This window comes from Terrabacter sp. Root181 (assembly GCF_001428505.1).
Lineage (GTDB): Bacteria > Actinomycetota > Actinomycetes > Actinomycetales > Dermatophilaceae > Terrabacter.
In genome coordinates, this window is record NZ_LMHU01000007.1 from 334,108 (window position 1) to 349,313 (window position 15,206).

Annotated in this window: 15 protein-coding genes and 2 tRNA genes; 8 read left to right on the forward strand and 9 right to left on the reverse strand. The window is 70.7% G+C overall.

The features are described 5' to 3' along the window. Window positions 1-100 precede the first annotated feature (100 nt). The 4 genes from ASD90_RS15750 to ASD90_RS15765 form a co-directional block, all read right to left on the reverse strand. Entirely contained in the window at window positions 101-475 is a 375-nt protein-coding gene (locus ASD90_RS15750) for a WhiB family transcriptional regulator (protein WP_056758537.1), read from the reverse strand. Continuing rightward, window positions 472-978 (reverse strand): HNH endonuclease, encoded by a 507-nt coding sequence (locus ASD90_RS15755; protein ID WP_056758540.1) that lies wholly within the window; start codon window positions 976-978, stop codon window positions 472-474. The genes ASD90_RS15750 and ASD90_RS15755 overlap by 4 nt, the downstream gene beginning before the upstream one ends. 497 nt (window positions 979-1,475) lie before the next feature. Beyond that, on the reverse strand, window positions 1,476-1,991 hold the full coding sequence (locus ASD90_RS15760) for a DUF3145 domain-containing protein (protein ID WP_082588777.1): 516 nt from the start codon (window positions 1,989-1,991) through the stop codon (window positions 1,476-1,478). Between the two features lie 175 nt (window positions 1,992-2,166). Further along, on the reverse strand, window positions 2,167-2,508 hold the full coding sequence (locus ASD90_RS15765; protein ID WP_056758543.1) for a bifunctional 3-phenylpropionate/cinnamic acid dioxygenase ferredoxin subunit: 342 nt from the start codon (window positions 2,506-2,508) through the stop codon (window positions 2,167-2,169). A 142-nt stretch (window positions 2,509-2,650) separates the two neighbouring features. Between ASD90_RS15765 and ASD90_RS15770 the strand changes: the two genes are divergently transcribed. Both ASD90_RS15770 and ASD90_RS15775 read left to right on the forward strand, forming a co-directional pair. Beyond that, a tRNA-Ile gene (locus tag ASD90_RS15770) sits at window positions 2,651-2,724 on the forward strand. Between the two features lie 1,162 nt (window positions 2,725-3,886). Further along, the gene (locus ASD90_RS15775; RefSeq protein ID WP_056758546.1) at window positions 3,887-4,837 is read left to right on the forward strand and encodes a zinc metalloprotease; all 951 of its coding nucleotides are present in this window, start codon (window positions 3,887-3,889) and stop codon (window positions 4,835-4,837) included. A 96-nt stretch (window positions 4,838-4,933) separates the two neighbouring features. Here ASD90_RS15775 and ASD90_RS15780 read toward each other — a convergent pair whose 3' ends face one another. After that, window positions 4,934-5,743 (reverse strand): maleylpyruvate isomerase family mycothiol-dependent enzyme, encoded by an 810-nt coding sequence (locus ASD90_RS15780; RefSeq protein WP_056758549.1) that lies wholly within the window; start codon window positions 5,741-5,743, stop codon window positions 4,934-4,936. Window positions 5,744-6,099: 356 nt separating this feature from the next. On the opposite strand from ASD90_RS15780, the gene ASD90_RS15785 reads away from it, so the two are divergent. From ASD90_RS15785 to ASD90_RS15805, 5 genes are all read left to right on the forward strand, one after another. Then, window positions 6,100-7,422: a M23 family metallopeptidase gene (locus ASD90_RS15785; protein ID WP_056758552.1), complete on the forward strand. Its 1,323-nt coding sequence runs from the start codon at window positions 6,100-6,102 to the stop codon at window positions 7,420-7,422. 232 nt (window positions 7,423-7,654) lie between these two features. After that, window positions 7,655-8,383, forward strand: a complete 729-nt coding sequence (locus ASD90_RS15790) for an amino acid ABC transporter ATP-binding protein (RefSeq protein ID WP_157610886.1) — start codon at window positions 7,655-7,657, stop codon at window positions 8,381-8,383. Window positions 8,384-8,474: 91 nt separating this feature from the next. After that, window positions 8,475-9,308, forward strand: a complete 834-nt coding sequence (locus ASD90_RS15795) for a glutamate ABC transporter substrate-binding protein (RefSeq protein WP_056758559.1) — start codon at window positions 8,475-8,477, stop codon at window positions 9,306-9,308. Window positions 9,309-9,427: 119 nt separating this feature from the next. After that, window positions 9,428-10,105 (forward strand): amino acid ABC transporter permease, encoded by a 678-nt coding sequence (locus ASD90_RS15800; RefSeq protein ID WP_056758562.1) that lies wholly within the window; start codon window positions 9,428-9,430, stop codon window positions 10,103-10,105. Next, the gene (locus ASD90_RS15805; protein WP_056758565.1) at window positions 10,102-10,986 is read left to right on the forward strand and encodes an amino acid ABC transporter permease; all 885 of its coding nucleotides are present in this window, start codon (window positions 10,102-10,104) and stop codon (window positions 10,984-10,986) included. The genes ASD90_RS15800 and ASD90_RS15805 overlap by 4 nt, the downstream gene beginning before the upstream one ends. A gap of 69 nt (window positions 10,987-11,055) precedes the next feature. Here the strand turns inward: ASD90_RS15805 and ASD90_RS15810 are convergent. The 4 genes from ASD90_RS15810 to ASD90_RS15825 form a co-directional block, all read right to left on the reverse strand. After that, window positions 11,056-11,128, reverse strand: a tRNA-Asn gene (locus ASD90_RS15810). Between the two features lie 106 nt (window positions 11,129-11,234). After that, window positions 11,235-11,753 carry a hypothetical protein gene (locus ASD90_RS15815; protein ID WP_056758568.1) on the reverse strand — a complete coding sequence of 173 codons (519 nt, stop codon included), beginning with the start codon at window positions 11,751-11,753 and terminating at the stop codon, window positions 11,235-11,237. Then, window positions 11,753-13,687: a DNA primase gene (dnaG, locus tag ASD90_RS15820; RefSeq protein WP_056758571.1), complete on the reverse strand. Its 1,935-nt coding sequence runs from the start codon at window positions 13,685-13,687 to the stop codon at window positions 11,753-11,755. The genes ASD90_RS15815 and dnaG overlap by 1 nt, the downstream gene beginning before the upstream one ends. Before the next feature lie 51 nt (window positions 13,688-13,738). Next, the gene (locus tag ASD90_RS15825) at window positions 13,739-14,968 is read right to left on the reverse strand and encodes a deoxyguanosinetriphosphate triphosphohydrolase (protein ID WP_056758574.1); all 1,230 of its coding nucleotides are present in this window, start codon (window positions 14,966-14,968) and stop codon (window positions 13,739-13,741) included. 102 nt (window positions 14,969-15,070) lie between these two features. On the opposite strand from ASD90_RS15825, the gene ASD90_RS24555 reads away from it, so the two are divergent. Next, window positions 15,071-15,202 (forward strand): hypothetical protein, encoded by a 132-nt coding sequence (locus ASD90_RS24555; RefSeq protein WP_020142547.1) that lies wholly within the window; start codon window positions 15,071-15,073, stop codon window positions 15,200-15,202. Window positions 15,203-15,206: the final 4 nt, after the last annotated feature.

Below are 15,206 nucleotides of genomic sequence, written 5' to 3' on the forward strand. Positions count from 1 at the left end.
GGACGCTAGACGGCGCCACCGACACAGCCCTCCGCCTGGCAGGGGCTCGGCGGGCTGGCGCCGTCCGCACGGGCGGGGCACCCGGCATACGGCCTTGGTGTCAGGCGCTGCGCGCCGCGTCGTGTCCCGTCGGGCGCACGTTGCCCGGCAGCTCGGTCGTCGGGCGCCCCTTGGCGAGCAGCTCGCCACCCCAGACACCCCACTCGAGGCGCCGCTGTGCCACGGCGAGGCATGCCGCGGCGAGCGGGCAGGTGCGGCACACCGACTTGGCCCGCTCCGCCTCCGCCTCGGTGGCCGGCCAGAAGAGGTCCGGGTCCTCGGCCGCGCAGAGCGGGACCGCGCCGTCGAGCTCGAAGGGATGCTCCGACGCCGCGCGGAAGATCCACGCGTCGAGACCCGGTGCGCCGCGGGGCGCCGGGCGGAGCCCGAGCTGTCCGAGCGACTGGGTGCGAAGGGTCGTGCGGTTCCTGGTCATCTGGCGGGCTCCTTCCCGGCGGTGGTGACGTGCGTGGCGTTGGACGGGGCGGCGCGGGCGAAGTGCAGCTGCACCCGCGTGGGGACGTACGGGTCCCAGCGCAGCGGCATACGTGCCTCGTCGGGGGTCCGGTCGCCCTTGCGGAGGTTGCACGGCTCGCAGGCCGCGACCGCGTTGGACCAGCCGGTCGCGCCGCCCCGCGAGCGGGGCAGGACGTGGTCCATGGTCGTGGCCGTGAGGCGACCGCAGTAGGCGCATCGGCGGCCGTCCCGAAGCAGCACGCCTTCACGCGAGTAGGTCGCCCGGGTGCGTGAGTAGAGCCACTTCTGCTCGACGTAGCGCACGAGCCGGACGACGACCGGCACCTGGTACGGGCCGAACCGCTCCGTCGCGTGGACCTCGACTGGGGTGGCGACGCCGCGCCAGATCATCCGCACCGCGTGCCGCACGCTCACGCGGTGCAGCAGGGTCTCGTCGGCGTTCCACACCTCGACCTGCGTCATGACCGCTCCTCCTCTCCGCCTGTCTCGATGTCGCTGCTGTCGGTCGTCGACGGGCGGCACGAGAAGAGCCGCCCGTCCGGGTCATCCCGGTGGGCGGCTCGATGAACGGAGCCGTCAGGCTCGTCGCGTCAGCGAGATCGCAGCCGGGGACGCCATGGCTGGGCCAGAGGGCGCCGCATGCAGCCCTCTCCCGGGAACGGGTAGGCCACATCGGCGACGCACAGGCTGCGCTTCGCTTTGGTGGTGAGTCCCGTTGCCATGACAGGTCCTTCGTGTTCGCGGACTGGAGATGCGTTGACGTGCGGACGGTGTCGCACGCCAGATCGATGATGACAGGCGAAGGCGACTGTCGCCCAGTGGTTTTCCGGAAGGTGGCGCTTCGTCCGGGTGACAGCCTCCGCGCGACGACGCGACGAGGGCCCGGGAGCACGAACCGCCCGGGCCCTCGTCATCTCGAGCGCCGCGCTGGAGGTCGCGGCGGGCGAGACGTCTGGTGGTCAGCCGACCTTGTGCAGCCAGCGCACGGCGGCACCGTCACCGGCGTAGCGGAACACCTCGAGCTCCTCGTCCCACGGGACGCCGAGCAGCAGGTCGATCTCGTCCTGGAGCGCCTCGGCGTCGCCGCGCGTGCGCAGGATCGCCTCGCGGAGACGGTCCTCCTGGACGACCGCGTCGCCCGACGCCGACGTCATGGCGTGGTGGATGCCGAGCCGTGGCGTGTAGGACCACCGCGCCCCGTCGCAGCCGGGTGACGGCTCCTCGGTCACCTCGTAGCGCAGGCCGTCCCAGCCGCGCAGCGCACTGGCCAGCTCGGCCCCGGTGCCGGGGGCGCCGGTCCAGGACAGCTCGCTGCGCACCATCCGCGGTGCCGCCGGCTGCTGGACCCAGTCGAGCGCCACCCGCTCGTCGAGGACGGCCTCGATCGCCCACGTGATGTGCGGGCAGAGCGCGGCGGGGGCCCCGTGTACGAACAGGACCCCACGTGTCGTGGTGCGCGGCATCGCGACAGCCATCCGAACCTCCTGAAGTTGCAGGGACGTCTTCCCCAACGCCTGCGTCTTCATGCTTCGGTGGACTGACTCGGTGGTGCCGGACGATCGTGCTCGACCACGAGCACTCGCCCATTGTGCACCACGGGACACATCGGCACCAGCAGTCTCGAGACCCGATATGTGGCGTTCGCCCGGATCAGGTGCCGGCGGGCACACCGGGGAAGAGGTAGACCTCCTCGCCACGGACCTCGACCCGGTGGGTCCGCACCGGCTTCGTCGCGGGCAGGCACATGGGCTTGCCGTCGCTCAGGCAGAAGCGCGTGGCGTGCAGTGGGCACTCGACCTCGCCGGCCTCGACCCAGCCGTCCGCGAGCGAGGCGTCCTCGTGCGAGCACGTGTCGTCGAGGGCGTAGTACGTGCCGTCGTCGTCGCGGAAGAGCGAGATCGGCTCGTCCGTCGCCGTGACCGCGACATCGAGGACGAGCGCCTCGCCGGGCTCGACGTCGTCGACCGCAGCCACGCGGATGCCGTCACTCATGCTGTCGTTCCTCACGTGCCAGGGGAATGGTCACGGGCGAGCCTAGAGGTTGGCTCCGCGACCACCGCGCCCGCCTCCACGCGGGTTGCAGGCCGGTCGCTAGACTCCGACCGATCTCAGCGGCCCGGTCGCTGGCGGTCCCGGGGCAGTAGCTCAGCCGGTCAGAGCAGCGGACTCATAATCCGTCGGTCCAGGGTTCAAGCCCCTGCTGCCCCACCCCGTCTCTGTGTATGACTTCGCCTGATCGTTGACATTCGGGCTTCGCCTGATGCTTGACGATGTTTCGGGTGATGGTTGACAGCTACTTCGGCTGATCCTTGACGCTCTCTTCATGAAGGAGATGAGCGTGGCTGCTGGACGTGGGGAACCGGCATGCGCTAGGCGGCGTGGTGCATCACTCGATCGAGTGATGTCTTCGTCCCCCCCGCTGAGCGCCATCCACGACGTCGACCGCTGGTTGGCGGGTAAGGCCGAGCGCGCCGCCGCCATCCCGGGCGCGACCAGCCCCGCGGCGGCAAGGTGCGGGTGGCGCGCCGGCGGGCCGGCGGGCCGGCGGGCCGGCGGACGGCCTGGTCCGCAACCCGCTATCGAGGTCGGCGACCAGGCCGGGGGCGATGATCAGCGGGTGAACCACGGTATGAATTGACCGCTTGGGCCGGCTGAGTGGTTGCGGGTTTGACCCGACGCGGCAGGGACTGACCGGCGGGGTGCGACCACCGCCGGCCAGTCCTGCACCGAGTGGCCCGCACGGGCCGGTCGGCACCCGAACGGCGCTGAGGGGTCGGCACGGGACCCTGGGGTGGGAGTAGGGCCACGTGCTCGTCGACCACTGGGGTCTCGCCGTCCGCTGGTCCGCGCCGACCCTCCTCCCGAGAAGGGGCCTGCGCGACCATGGGTCCAGTGTCCCCCGCGGGCGCGCACCCTGCGAGCAAACGGCACAGATACGGCACCCCGGGACGACGACCGGCCCCCGAGCCCGTCGGGTCTCGCCCGCCTCACCCGCTGTGGCGCGACAGCACCCGTCGCCGGGGACGGCGATCGGGGCGGGTCCCGCCGACTCCCCCGGCAGAACCCGCCCCGTCCTCACCCCAACCGGCTCTCCCGCCGGTCACGCTCCGACCTGTCCCCCCACGGTCCGGTCGGCCTTCCTCCCCCACAACGACCACTGTGCCCTGCGGACTGCAAGATCGAAACCCCCCAAATGCCGTGGTTTCCGCAAGATTGGCGCAAGGGGTGCGACGGGATCCGTCGTCGAAGGCCCCGAGGACCACCGTTCGAGGGGTCACGGATCGTCAGGTGCCAAGGCCCCGTGGCCGCCACGGCGCGAGTAGGTTCCGAGGACTGCACGCTCCGGGCCACCACATCTGGGAGATCACGAATGCCACGCAAGCCCACCCTGCGCTGGATGGCCGTCGCCGCCGCCGCGTTCAGCGTCGTCGCCGTCGGCTCCTCGAGCGCCACGGTCAGTGCCGCTCCGACCCGTCCGTCACCCGGCACGGCCGCGTGCGCGACGGCGCCCGACCTCGCGCGCGTCCGCGCCGGGAGCACGGCCAAGGAGCCCGAGCTCTACTCCACCAACGAGGCCAACGCATACGGCGTCATCAAGGACGCTCCGCGGATGCCGAACGGCAGCGTCCACATCCCCACGGTCTTCCACGTCGTCTCGGACCACACGCTCTCGACGACCGAGAAGGCACGCTGGGAGCGGCTCATCGCGGCCCAGATGACCGTCCTCAACGACTCCTACAGCGGGCGGACGGCGCCCGACGCCGCGAACTCCCCGTTCCGGTTCTCCCTGACCAGGATCGACTACACGGTCAACGCGCGGTGGTACACCGTGACGCCCGGGAAGACCGAGCGCGACATGAAGAAGGCGCTCTACACCGGCAACTCCGAGACGCTCAACGTCTACTCGGCCAACATCGGCGGCGGCCTGCTCGGCTGGTCCTACTTCCCCAAGGGCTACAACAACGGTCGCGACTTCATCGACGGTGTCGTCATGCTCGACGAGTCGATGCCGGGTGGCACGGCCGGCAAGTACGCCCAGGGCGACACCCTGACGCACGAGGTCGGTCACTGGCTCATGCTCGAGCACACCTTCAAGGGCGGCTGCTCGGCGAGCGGCGACTTCGTGGCGGACACGCCCCGTGAGGCCGTGCCGCAGTTCGACTGCCCGACAGGAGCCGACACGTGCACCGCACCGGGCGCCGACCCCATCCACAACTTCATGGACTACACGCAGGACTCCTGCATGGACATGTTCACGCGGGGCCAGGTCGAGCGGATGAACGACGCCTGGGTCGCCTTCCGCAAGATCCCGACGTCCTGACGGCGACTCGGCCACCCACTCAGGGCGTATGCCGTGTGCTGCGGACGTCGGAGCCCGCCGGTCCCGTGGCCGGCGGGCTCCACCGCGTCCCGTCGGTCAGAAGCCGGGGAACACCCGGCGCAGCGCGGGGAGGTGCGCGGCGCCGGCGACGCCTTCAGGGGTGTGCTCGGCGTCGAGCCGCCCGTAGACGAGGCGGACGAGCGACTCCGCGGGCAGGACGACGTCAGCCGCGTCCGTGCCAGCGCCGGAGCCGGCTGCCTCGGCCGCTGCCTCGGTCTCCACGGGCTGGAGGCGGACGGCGTCGGCATCGACGTCCAGTCGGAAGCGGCGCTCGGTCCCGCGGGTCCCGACGACCACCGAGGTCGGCCCGGCGTCCGCCGGCGGACGGCCCGCGAAGGCGACCGTGCCCGGCAGGCGGTCCACGAGCAGGTCGACGGCCTCGGGTCCGACCGTGGCAGCCGGGTCGAGGACGACCTCGACGTCCCACGTGTGAACGGCGTGCTCGGCGAGCCGGGCTGCGGCGACGCCCGAGAGGTCGGACGGCCCGCCGAAGAGCTCGACCTCGAACGGCGCACCGGAGGAGGCGACCTCCTCCAGCCTGGCGACGAAGCGGTCGTTGGCCGCGACGCTCTCGGCGACCTGGTCGGCCGGAGCCATGGCGTCCCACCGGGCCCAGACGGCCTTGAAGGCGTCGCCGTCGGGTGCGACCCCGTCCGCGAGGCCCGCGTCGAGGAAGAGGCCGAAGATCTCGGCCTGGCTGCCGAGGTGCGACGCGACCTGGGCGATGCTCCAGTCGGAGGGGTAGGCACTGCTCTCGTAGCGTTGCGGCTCGACCCGGTCGAGGACTCCCCTGAGCCTCTCGTGGGACGTTCGGACGGCGTCGATCCAGGTTGCCTGCGGGGTCATGCTGGCTCCATCTCCTCTTCGGGGTACGGTCTCCAGCGCCAACCAACCGAGGGGATTCCCGATTCCCGATCGCCCCGCGAGAGACGGACATTGTCCCCATCAGTCACATACGTCACCGATTCTCGACCGGTTTTCCCGGGAACCGCCCCATGCGCAACCGGTCGACCTATGGTGGTCAGGACCGGCCGGTCAGGACGTGGGGGCGTTCGTGGGGTCCTTCCGGTTGCGGCGGTTCGCCCGTCGGGAGAGTGTCGATGGTGACAGCAGGTGTGCCTCGAGGGGGTGGCTTGACGGTGACAGACGCCAATGAGCGAAGCGGTCCGTTCGTCCTGAACATCAGGATGAGCGGTCGGTTGGTGCCCTTCGCGACCATGCTGTTGTTGTTCGCCTTGCTTCCGTTCCTCGGGGGGAGCACCCCCCAGACCCCGACCGCCTCGGTCGTGCTGGCGGCCGGCTCCCCCGCTGCGGTGAAGGACGCCGTCGCCGCCGTCGGGCAGGCCCGCCAGGAGATGCGCGGATCGGTCGTCGGAGCGCCCACGGCCGCCCTGGCCCCGGTCGACTCGGCGTTCTCGGCCGCCATCGGAGGCGGCCTCTTCATGTTCCCCGCGATCAGCCTTGCGCCGGCCACGGCCCAGGCCATCGCGGCCCCCATCATCGGCCGACCCCTCTTCATCCACCCGGTGCCCGGTGGCGAGACCTCGCCGTTCGGACCGCGCATCCACCCGCTGCTCGGCCGTCCGATGTTCCACACGGGCATCGACCTCGCCGCCGCCTGCGGGACCCCGATCCACGCGGCCGCCGACGGCACGGTCATCTACGCCCGGGTGTCGGCGTCGTGGGGCGGGCGCACGATCATCGAGCACACCCCGACGCTGAAGACGGCCTACGGTCACCAGTCGAAGTTCCTCGTCACCGAGGGCCAGCACGTCAAGCAGGGCCAGGTCATCGGCCTCAGCGGCACGACCGGATGGTCGACCGGCTGCCACCTGCACTTCGACGTCATCGTCAACGACCGCTACGTCGACCCCGCGCCCTACCTGGGGTTCGCCCCGTCGGCCACCGCCTCCGTGCCGTATGCCGTCGTCCCGCACCTGGTGTTCGACCAGGGTGGCCGCGTCATCCGCACCGTCGAGGACGGTGACGTGCCGATCCCCGAGGCGACCGAGACGTCGTCGACCCAGACGAGCACCGGTGGCCGTCCGCCGACGTCCACGCCGACGCAGCCGACGACGACGCAGCCCAGCACCTCCACGGGCACGCCGACGACGAGCCGCCCGTCGACGACGACGAGCGCTCCCAGCTCGACGACGACGTCGAGCCCGACGAGCACCAAGCCCTCGCCGACGACGACCACGAGCTCGCCGTCCACCACCGTGCCGCCGACGACCTCCGCCCCGTCGACGACCACGACGAGCGACCCGCCACCCGCCACCACGAGCGACCCGCCGCCCGCCACGACGAGCGACCCGCCCGCACCGACGTCCGAGGCGCCGTCCACGACGAGCGAGGCGGCCGCGCCGGTCGCGGCCGACCCCACGCCGACCGCGACGGCCACGGCCACGGCCACCGAGGTGCTCAAGACGGCGACCGAGGTCGCGACCGCCATCGCGTCGGCGACCGACACCTCCTCGAGCGAGCCGACGGCCTCGACGACGACCGCAGCAGAGGGCGGCGCCTGAGCCCGACGCTCGGACGCTGGTGTCAGGCCCCACCGCACGGTGGGGCCTGACCTGTCCGTTCTCGGGCGGAAGATCGGGTCTGCCTCGTTCGACGACACTCCTCACGATTCGGGCACGCCCGGCGCGGAGGGTGCCTCCCGGTCCCCGGAGCCGATAGGTTTCCGGAATGGACGACGTGAAACCCGACACCGCGGCGCCGAGTGATCGGACCCCGGACACGCCTCGTGACCCCATGGTCGTCATCGACGGCGTCAACAAGCACTTCGGCGACCTGCACGTGCTGCGCGACATCAACCTCACCGTCGGCAAGGGCGAGGTGGTCGTCGTCCTCGGACCGTCCGGCTCGGGCAAGTCGACACTCTGCCGCGCCATCAACCGTCTCGAGACCATCGAGTCGGGCACCATCTCGATCGACGGCAAGGCCCTGCCCGAGGAGGGCAAGCCGCTCGCGCAGCTGCGCGCCGACGTCGGGATGGTCTTCCAGTCCTTCAACCTCTTCGCGCACAAGACGATCCGCGACAACGTGACGCTCGGACCGATCAAGGTCCGCAAGAAGTCCAAGGCCGACGCCGACAAGCAGGCGACCGACCTGCTCAAGCGCGTCGGCGTCGAGGCCCAGGCCGACAAGTACCCCGCCCAGCTCTCCGGCGGCCAGCAGCAGCGCGTCGCGATCGCGCGCTCGCTCGCCATGGGCCCGAAGGTCATGCTCTTCGACGAGCCCACCTCGGCCCTCGACCCCGAGATGGTCAACGAGGTCCTCGACGTCATGGTCGGCCTCGCCAAGGAGGGCATGACGATGATCGTCGTGACCCACGAGATGGGCTTCGCCCGCAAGGCGGCCGACCGCGTCGTCTTCATGGCCGACGGGCAGATCGTCGAGGTCGGCACGCCCCAGGAGTTCTTCACCAACCCGAAGAGCGACCGCGCCAAGGACTTCCTCGGCAAGATCCTCACGCACTGACACCCGGGACCCACAAGACCCACCGGACCTAGCGACAGGGCGCGGCACGCAGCACCGTGTGCCGCGAGCAACCACTCAGGGAGGAACCCAGATGAAGGCACGACGACTCGGAGCCGTTGCGGCGGCTGCGACGTTGGCGCTCACGCTCGCCGCGTGTGGCTCCGGCACCAGCGGGGGCGACGCCGGCAGCGGCGACGCGCTCAAGATCGGCATCAAGTTCGACCAGCCCGGCCTCGGCCTCAAGAAGGGCACCGAGTACTCCGGCATGGACGTCGACGTCGCCAAGTACGTCGCCAAGGAGCTCGGCACCTCGGAGGACAAGATCACCTGGGTGCAGGCGCCCAGCGCCCAGCGCGAGGACCTCATCTCCACCGGTCAGGTGAAGTTCATCGTGGCGACGTACTCCATCACCGACGCGCGCAAGGAGAAGGTCTCCTTCGCCGGCCCGTACTTCGTCGCAGGCCAGGACCTCCTCGTCCGCGCCGACGACACCTCGATCACCGGTCCGGACAGCCTCAACGGCAAGAAGCTCTGCTCGGTCAAGGGCTCGACCTCGGCCCAGAAGGTCAAGGACAAGTTCGCCCAGACGGTGCAGCTGCAGGAGTTCGGGACGTACTCCGAGTGCCTGCCCGCTCTCGCCACCGGCGGCGTCGACGCCCTGACGACCGACGACGCGATCCTCGCCGGCTTCGCGGCCCAGCCCGAGAACAAGGGCAAGTTCAAGCTCGTCGGCAAGCCGTTCTCGACGGAGAACTACGGGATCGGCCTCAAGAAGGGCGACACGGCCCTCTGCCAGAAGATCACGGACGCGATCAAGAAGATGCAGAGCGACGGCTCCCTGCAGAAGGCCATCGACGCCAACCTCGGCCCGGCCAACTACAAGCCCGGCGCGGGCAACCCGCCCACGCCGGCTGCGTGCTCCTGACCGACTCCCACCTCGAGGGCGGGTCGCTCACCACACGGTGCGCGGCCCGCCCTCGGCGGGGGTCCGGACTCCGACCCGTGAACCCCTGACCCACTGACTCGACAGCGGAAAGGAGCGTCGTGCTCGACATCATCGAGAAGTACGACATCCTCGGCGCGTTCTGGATGACCATCAGGCTCGCCTTCTTCTCGGCGATCGGCGCTCTCGTCATCGGCACCGTTCTCGCGGTGATGCGGGTGTCGCCGGTGGCGATCCTGAGACGTCTGGGCTCGTTCTACGTCAACACGGTGCGCAACACCCCGCTGACGTTGCTCGTCTTCTTCTCCATCGCCGGCCCGTACTACATCCTGCAGATCAGCCTGACCGACGTGAACTCACCGACGGCGCTCGTGGACAACGGCATCCGGTGGGCCATCGTCGCGCTGGCGGTCTACCACGCGGCCTTCGTCTGCGAGGCACTGCGCAGCGGCGTCAACACCGTTCCGCTGGGCCAGGCCGAGGCTGCCCGCTCGATCGGTCTCACCTTCGGCCAGAGCCTGCGCGAGGTCATCCTCCCGCAGGCCTTCCGCGGGTCCATCGCCCCACTGGGCTCGGTGCTCATCGCCCTGACCAAGAACACGACCGTCGCCTCCGTCATCGGCGTCGCGGAGGCCTCGCTGCTGATGAGCGAGATCATCGAGAACGAGACGGCGAGCGTCACGGTCTTCCTCGTCTTCGCGCTCGGCTTCGTCGTCCTCACGCTCCCCGTCGGCGTGTTCTTCACCTCGCTCTCGCGCCGTCTGGCGGTGAAGCGATGAGTGCCGAGTCCGTTCTCTTCGACGCCCCCGGGCCCCGCGCCCGGCGGCGGCACGCGATCCTCACCCTCTTCGGCGTGCTGCTCGCCGTCGCCACCATCGGCGCCGTGCTCTGGAAGTTCAAGGCCCAGGGCCAGCTGGAACCCGAGATGTGGACCGTGCTGTTCAGCGCCGATGTGTGGACGCAGTACATCATCCCGGGACTGATCAAGACGCTCGAGGCCGCCGCGATCTCCATCGTCCTCGCCATGGCCTTCGGGCTCGTCTTCGGCATGGGCCGACTGTCACAGCACCGCACGCTGCGCTGGGTGTCTGGCGTCATCGTGGAGTTCTTCCGGTCCGTGCCCGTGCTGCTGATGATGTACTTCACGTACTCCTACTTCTCGACCAACGGCGTCTTCACGAGCGAGATCAACCCGCTCGCGGCCGTCGTGACCGCCCTGACGCTCTACAACGGCTCGGTGATCGCCGAGCTGGTCCGGTCGGGTGTGTTCAGCCTGCCGATGGGCCAGGCCGAGGCGGGCGTGTCCATCGGCCTCACCCCGCCCCAGGTGATGCGGTCGATCCAGCTGCCGCAGGCCCTCACCGCGATGCTGCCGGCACTCGTCGGGCAGCTCGTCGTGATCCTCAAGGACACCGCGCTCGGCACGGCGGTGCTCTACCCCGAGCTGCTCCAGGCCGCCCGCGACATCGGCACCGGCTACAGCAACACGATCCCGGCCTACATCTTCGTCGCGATCATCTTCATCCTGATCAACTACAGCCTGACCGTGGTGGCCGGACGGGTGGAGCGTCGTCTCAGCCGCCGCGGCCGCGGTCCTCGCAAGGGCGCACCGGCCACCGGCGTGGTCGGTGCCGATGCCGTCGGGACCCCGAGCCGCTGACGCGAGCCGACGACACGGCATACGAGAAGGGCCCCGACACCAGTGGTGTCGGGGCCCTTCTGCTCGGTGCTCCCCCGATTGGACTCGAACCAATAACCTGCCGGTTAACAGCCGGCTGCTCTGCCAATTGAGCTACAGGGGAATGCTGCTGCGCAACCATAGCAAAGCATCAGCGCCGTCGAGAAATCGGGTTCAGCGGGTCGCTGGCGAGGTCCCAACGAGCCTGCGGGACGCCGTGCGGGGACCCGTCAGAGCCCCACCTCGGAGCGCAGCCGGGCCATCCGCTGGGCGGCTTCGCGAGCCACCTGCGGGTCGCCGAGGTCGGCGCCCTTGCCCGGGATCGTCTGCTCCAGCAGGGCTCCGCTGGCAAGGTCCTGGCGGATCACGACGCGCACCGTGCGGCGCCCGGCGGTGCGGAACTCGTCGGCGAGCACGACGCTCGCCTGGAGCCGTTCGCGCAGGGCCTGCTGGAGCAGCGAGGGCTCCGTCAGGCGCCAGGCGGAAGGCACCCCGCGGTCGACCCACGTGACGGTGAGCAGGGAGGACTCGCCCTGCCACGTGCCGGACTCGGCCTCGTGCCACGGGCGGTTCCAGACGAGGCCGCCCCCTGCGTCGACGAGGGCGAGGTGGTGGGTCGTCGCGACGACGTGCGCCCCGCTGGTCTCGTCCCGGGCCCAGGCGAGCACCTGCTCGCCGCCGTCGAGCGGGACCGCCGCGCGGACGTCGTCGGGCAGCGCCGGTCGGCGCCGCCCCTCGAAGAGTGCCATCAGCCCATCCCCGCCTTGATCGCCGCGAGCTCCCGCTGGAGCGTCTGCAGCTGGATGCCGAGCTCGCGCGTGCGTTCGGGCGACGGCGTCTCGGCGTGGTCGAGCCGGCGCATCTCGCTCATCGAGTCGGCGATCTGGCGCGTCAGGGCGATGGTGCGCACCCGGTCGAAGAGCTCGTCGACGTAGCGGGAGGTCGGTAAGCCGGTCGAGGCGTCCATCCGCGTCGGCAGGGTGTCGACGGCGAGCTCGCTGACGAGACCGGCGACGGGCGACGGCGCGGCCTCGGTGACGGCCGAGGTCCAGGCCCGGGCGTTGCCCTTGTCGCCGCTGTGGTGGGCGATGCGGATGCCGTCGAAGACCGCGCGGTGGGCGGGCGCCGAGAAGGCCTCGGGTGTCAGCAGGTCGATGGCGCCGGACTTGAACACCGTCGGGAACTGGAGCAGGACCTGGAGCAGCTGCCGCTCGGCGTGGACGACCGGGTCGCGCCGGTCTGGCACCGGCATGCCTCCAGCGTCACCGACGTGCGGTTCGGCGTCGTCGCCACGGTCGCGCCCGTTGCGGTCGGCGCGGTCCGTCCGGGCGTCCTCGTCGACCTTGATCTTGCCGGCGCGGGACACCTCGGTCGCGACCTGCTCGACATCGAGCCCGAGCATGCCGGAGACCTCACGGGTGTACTCCGGCCGGAGCGACTGGTCGCGGATCGAGGCGATGATCGGCGCCACGGCCCGGACCGCCTGGATGCGCCCCTCGGCGGTCGCGACGTCGAAGCGCTTGATCGTCGTGCGCACGGCGAACTCGAACATCGGCACCGCGTCCTCGATGAGCGCCTGCACGGCGGGGTCTCCCCCGGCCTGGCGCAGCTCGCACGGGTCCTTGCCCGACTTCTCGACGGCGACGAACGACTGGGAGGTCCACTTCTCGTCGTCGGCGAAGGCTCGCATGGCGGCCTTCTGACCGGCGGCGTCACCGTCGAAGGTGAAGATCACCTTGGCGGGTGCGAGGCCGGCCTCGTCACGCATGAGCCGACGCAGCGTCTTGATGTGGTCGGCCCCGAAGGCCGTGCCGCACGTGGCGACGGCGGTCTCGACGCCGGCGAGGTGACAGGCCATGACGTCGGTGTAGCCCTCGACGACGACGGCCTGACGCCCCTGCGAGATCTTCTTCTTCGCGAGGTCGAGGCCGTAGAGCACGGTCGACTTCTTGTAGATCGGCGTCTCGGACGTGTTGAGGTACTTCGCCTCGATGCGGTCGTCGTCGAAGATGCGGCGGGCCCCGAAGCCGACGGTGTCGCCGGTGATGTCGCGGATCGGCCAGACGAGGCGCCCGCGGAAGCGGTCGTAGAGCCCGCGCGAGCCCCGGCCGGCGATGCCGCCGGTGACGAGCTCGTCGTCGGTGAAGCCCTTGGCACGCAGGTGGCGCACGAGGTCCTCTCCCCCGCGCGGCGCGAACCCGATGCCGAACATCTTGACGTGCTCGCTGTTGAAGTCGCGGGCGCGGAGGAAGTCCCGCGCCTGCCGGGCCGGACCACCCGGTGCCAGCAGCAGCTCGGTGTAGTACTCCTCGGCCACGCGGTGGGCCTCGACGAGGCGGCTGCGGCGACCGAGCCCCTCCTCGCGCGGCCGGTCGCCGTTCTCGTAGCGCAGCTCCATGCCCAGCTTCTGCGCGAGCCGCTCGACGGCCTCGGAGAAGCTGAGGTGGTCGACCTTCTGGACGAACGAGATGACGTCGCCGCCCTCGCCGCAGCCGAAGCAGTGCCACGCGCCCACGGCGGGGCGGATGTTGAAGGACGGCGTCTTCTCGTCGTGGAAGGGACACAGGCCCTTGAGCGACCCCGGACCCGCGGAGCGGAGCGTCACGTGCTCGCGCACGACGTCCTCGATGGACGACCGCGCCTTGACCGCCGCGATGTCCTCGCTGTTGATCAGCCCCGCCATCTGCCTCCTGTCGCCATCCGTGATTCTAGGTGCTCGCCCACGAGCTGCCCGTCACCGGCACCACTGGCTGTGGAGGGCGAGGGCGCGCACGTCGGTCAGGGAGGCCACCTGGTCGACGACCACGCGCAGCCGCTCCCCGTCGTCGGCGGCGGCCTCGTGGTCGAGGCGGAAGGCCACGTCGAGGCGCTCCTCGGGCGCGGCGGCATACGCCTCGACGACGGCGCGCACGACGTCGCGCTGCCCCGACATGACCGAGAGCCGCTCGTCGGTGGTCATGACGAAGTGGTTGGCGATCGCCTTGAGCACCGAGCACTCGGCGCGGGTGTCGTCGGGGACGACGAGGTCGGCCTCGAAGCGGCACAGCTCGCCCGGCCCGTGCCGCTCGCGCGTGGCCTGCTCGACGACGAGGACGAAGTGCCCGATGAGCCGGCTCGTCATGTCCTTGAGCCGCGCCAGGTCGCCCCGCGAGCCGTCGTGTGCCGTGGGCACCGCTCCCGAGGCGAGGATGCGTTCCAGCGCGGCACCGAGCGCGTCGGCACCGAGGTCGGGCGCGTAGGTGCGGCCCGCGACGTCGATGACGTCAGCCATGTCGCGCGAGTGGAGCAGCCGGGGGTCGATCCAGCCCGAGGCGATGGCGTCCTCGACGTCGTGGACGGAGTAGGCCACGTCGTCGGACCAGTCCATGACCTCGGCCTCGAGGCACCGTCGGCGGGGCCGGGCGCCCTCGCGGATCCAGTCGAAGACGGGCAGGTCGGAGGGGTAGACGCCGAACTTCCTCGTCTCGTAGGGCCCGTCGCCGATCTCCCACGGGTACTTCGTCGTCGCGTCGAGGCTCGCACGGGTCAGGTTGAGGCCGGCGGACCGGCCGTCGGCGTGGGCGCGCTTGGCCTCGAGCCTCGTGAGCAGGCGCAGCGTCTGCGCGTTGCCCTCGAAACCGCCGATGCCCGAGGCGATCTCGTCGAGGACGGTCTCACCGTTGTGGCCGAACGGCGGGTGGCCGAGGTCGTGGGCGAGGCACGCGGTGTCGACGACGTCGGCGTTGCAGCCGAGGGCGGCACCGAACTCCCGTCCGATCTGCGCCACCTCGAGGGAGTGGGTCAGGCGGTTGCGGACGAAGTCGTCGTGACCCGGCGCGAGCACCTGCGTCTTGGCGGCGAGGCGGCGCAACGACGACGAGTGCACGACCCGAGCGCGGTCTCGGGCGAAGTCGTCGCGGTCGGCGCGCTTCTGGGCAGGGTCCTCTGCGACCCATCGCTCCCGGTCCCGACCCTGATAGCCCACACCGGAACTCTATGCGGGGTGACGGCAACGGCCCGGGCGCCGCACCCGGGGCGCATACTTCAGGGATGGAGCCGCTCAGGCTTCCAACCACAGGAGCGCGCCATGGGCGACAAGTCACCGAAGTCCCACATGTCCACGAAGGCCAGATCGCTCAAGGAGAAGCGTGCCGACAAGCACGCGAAGTCCGCCGCCAAGGACCACACCGAGATCATCCCGCCCAAGGCCAAGCGCTGACCGC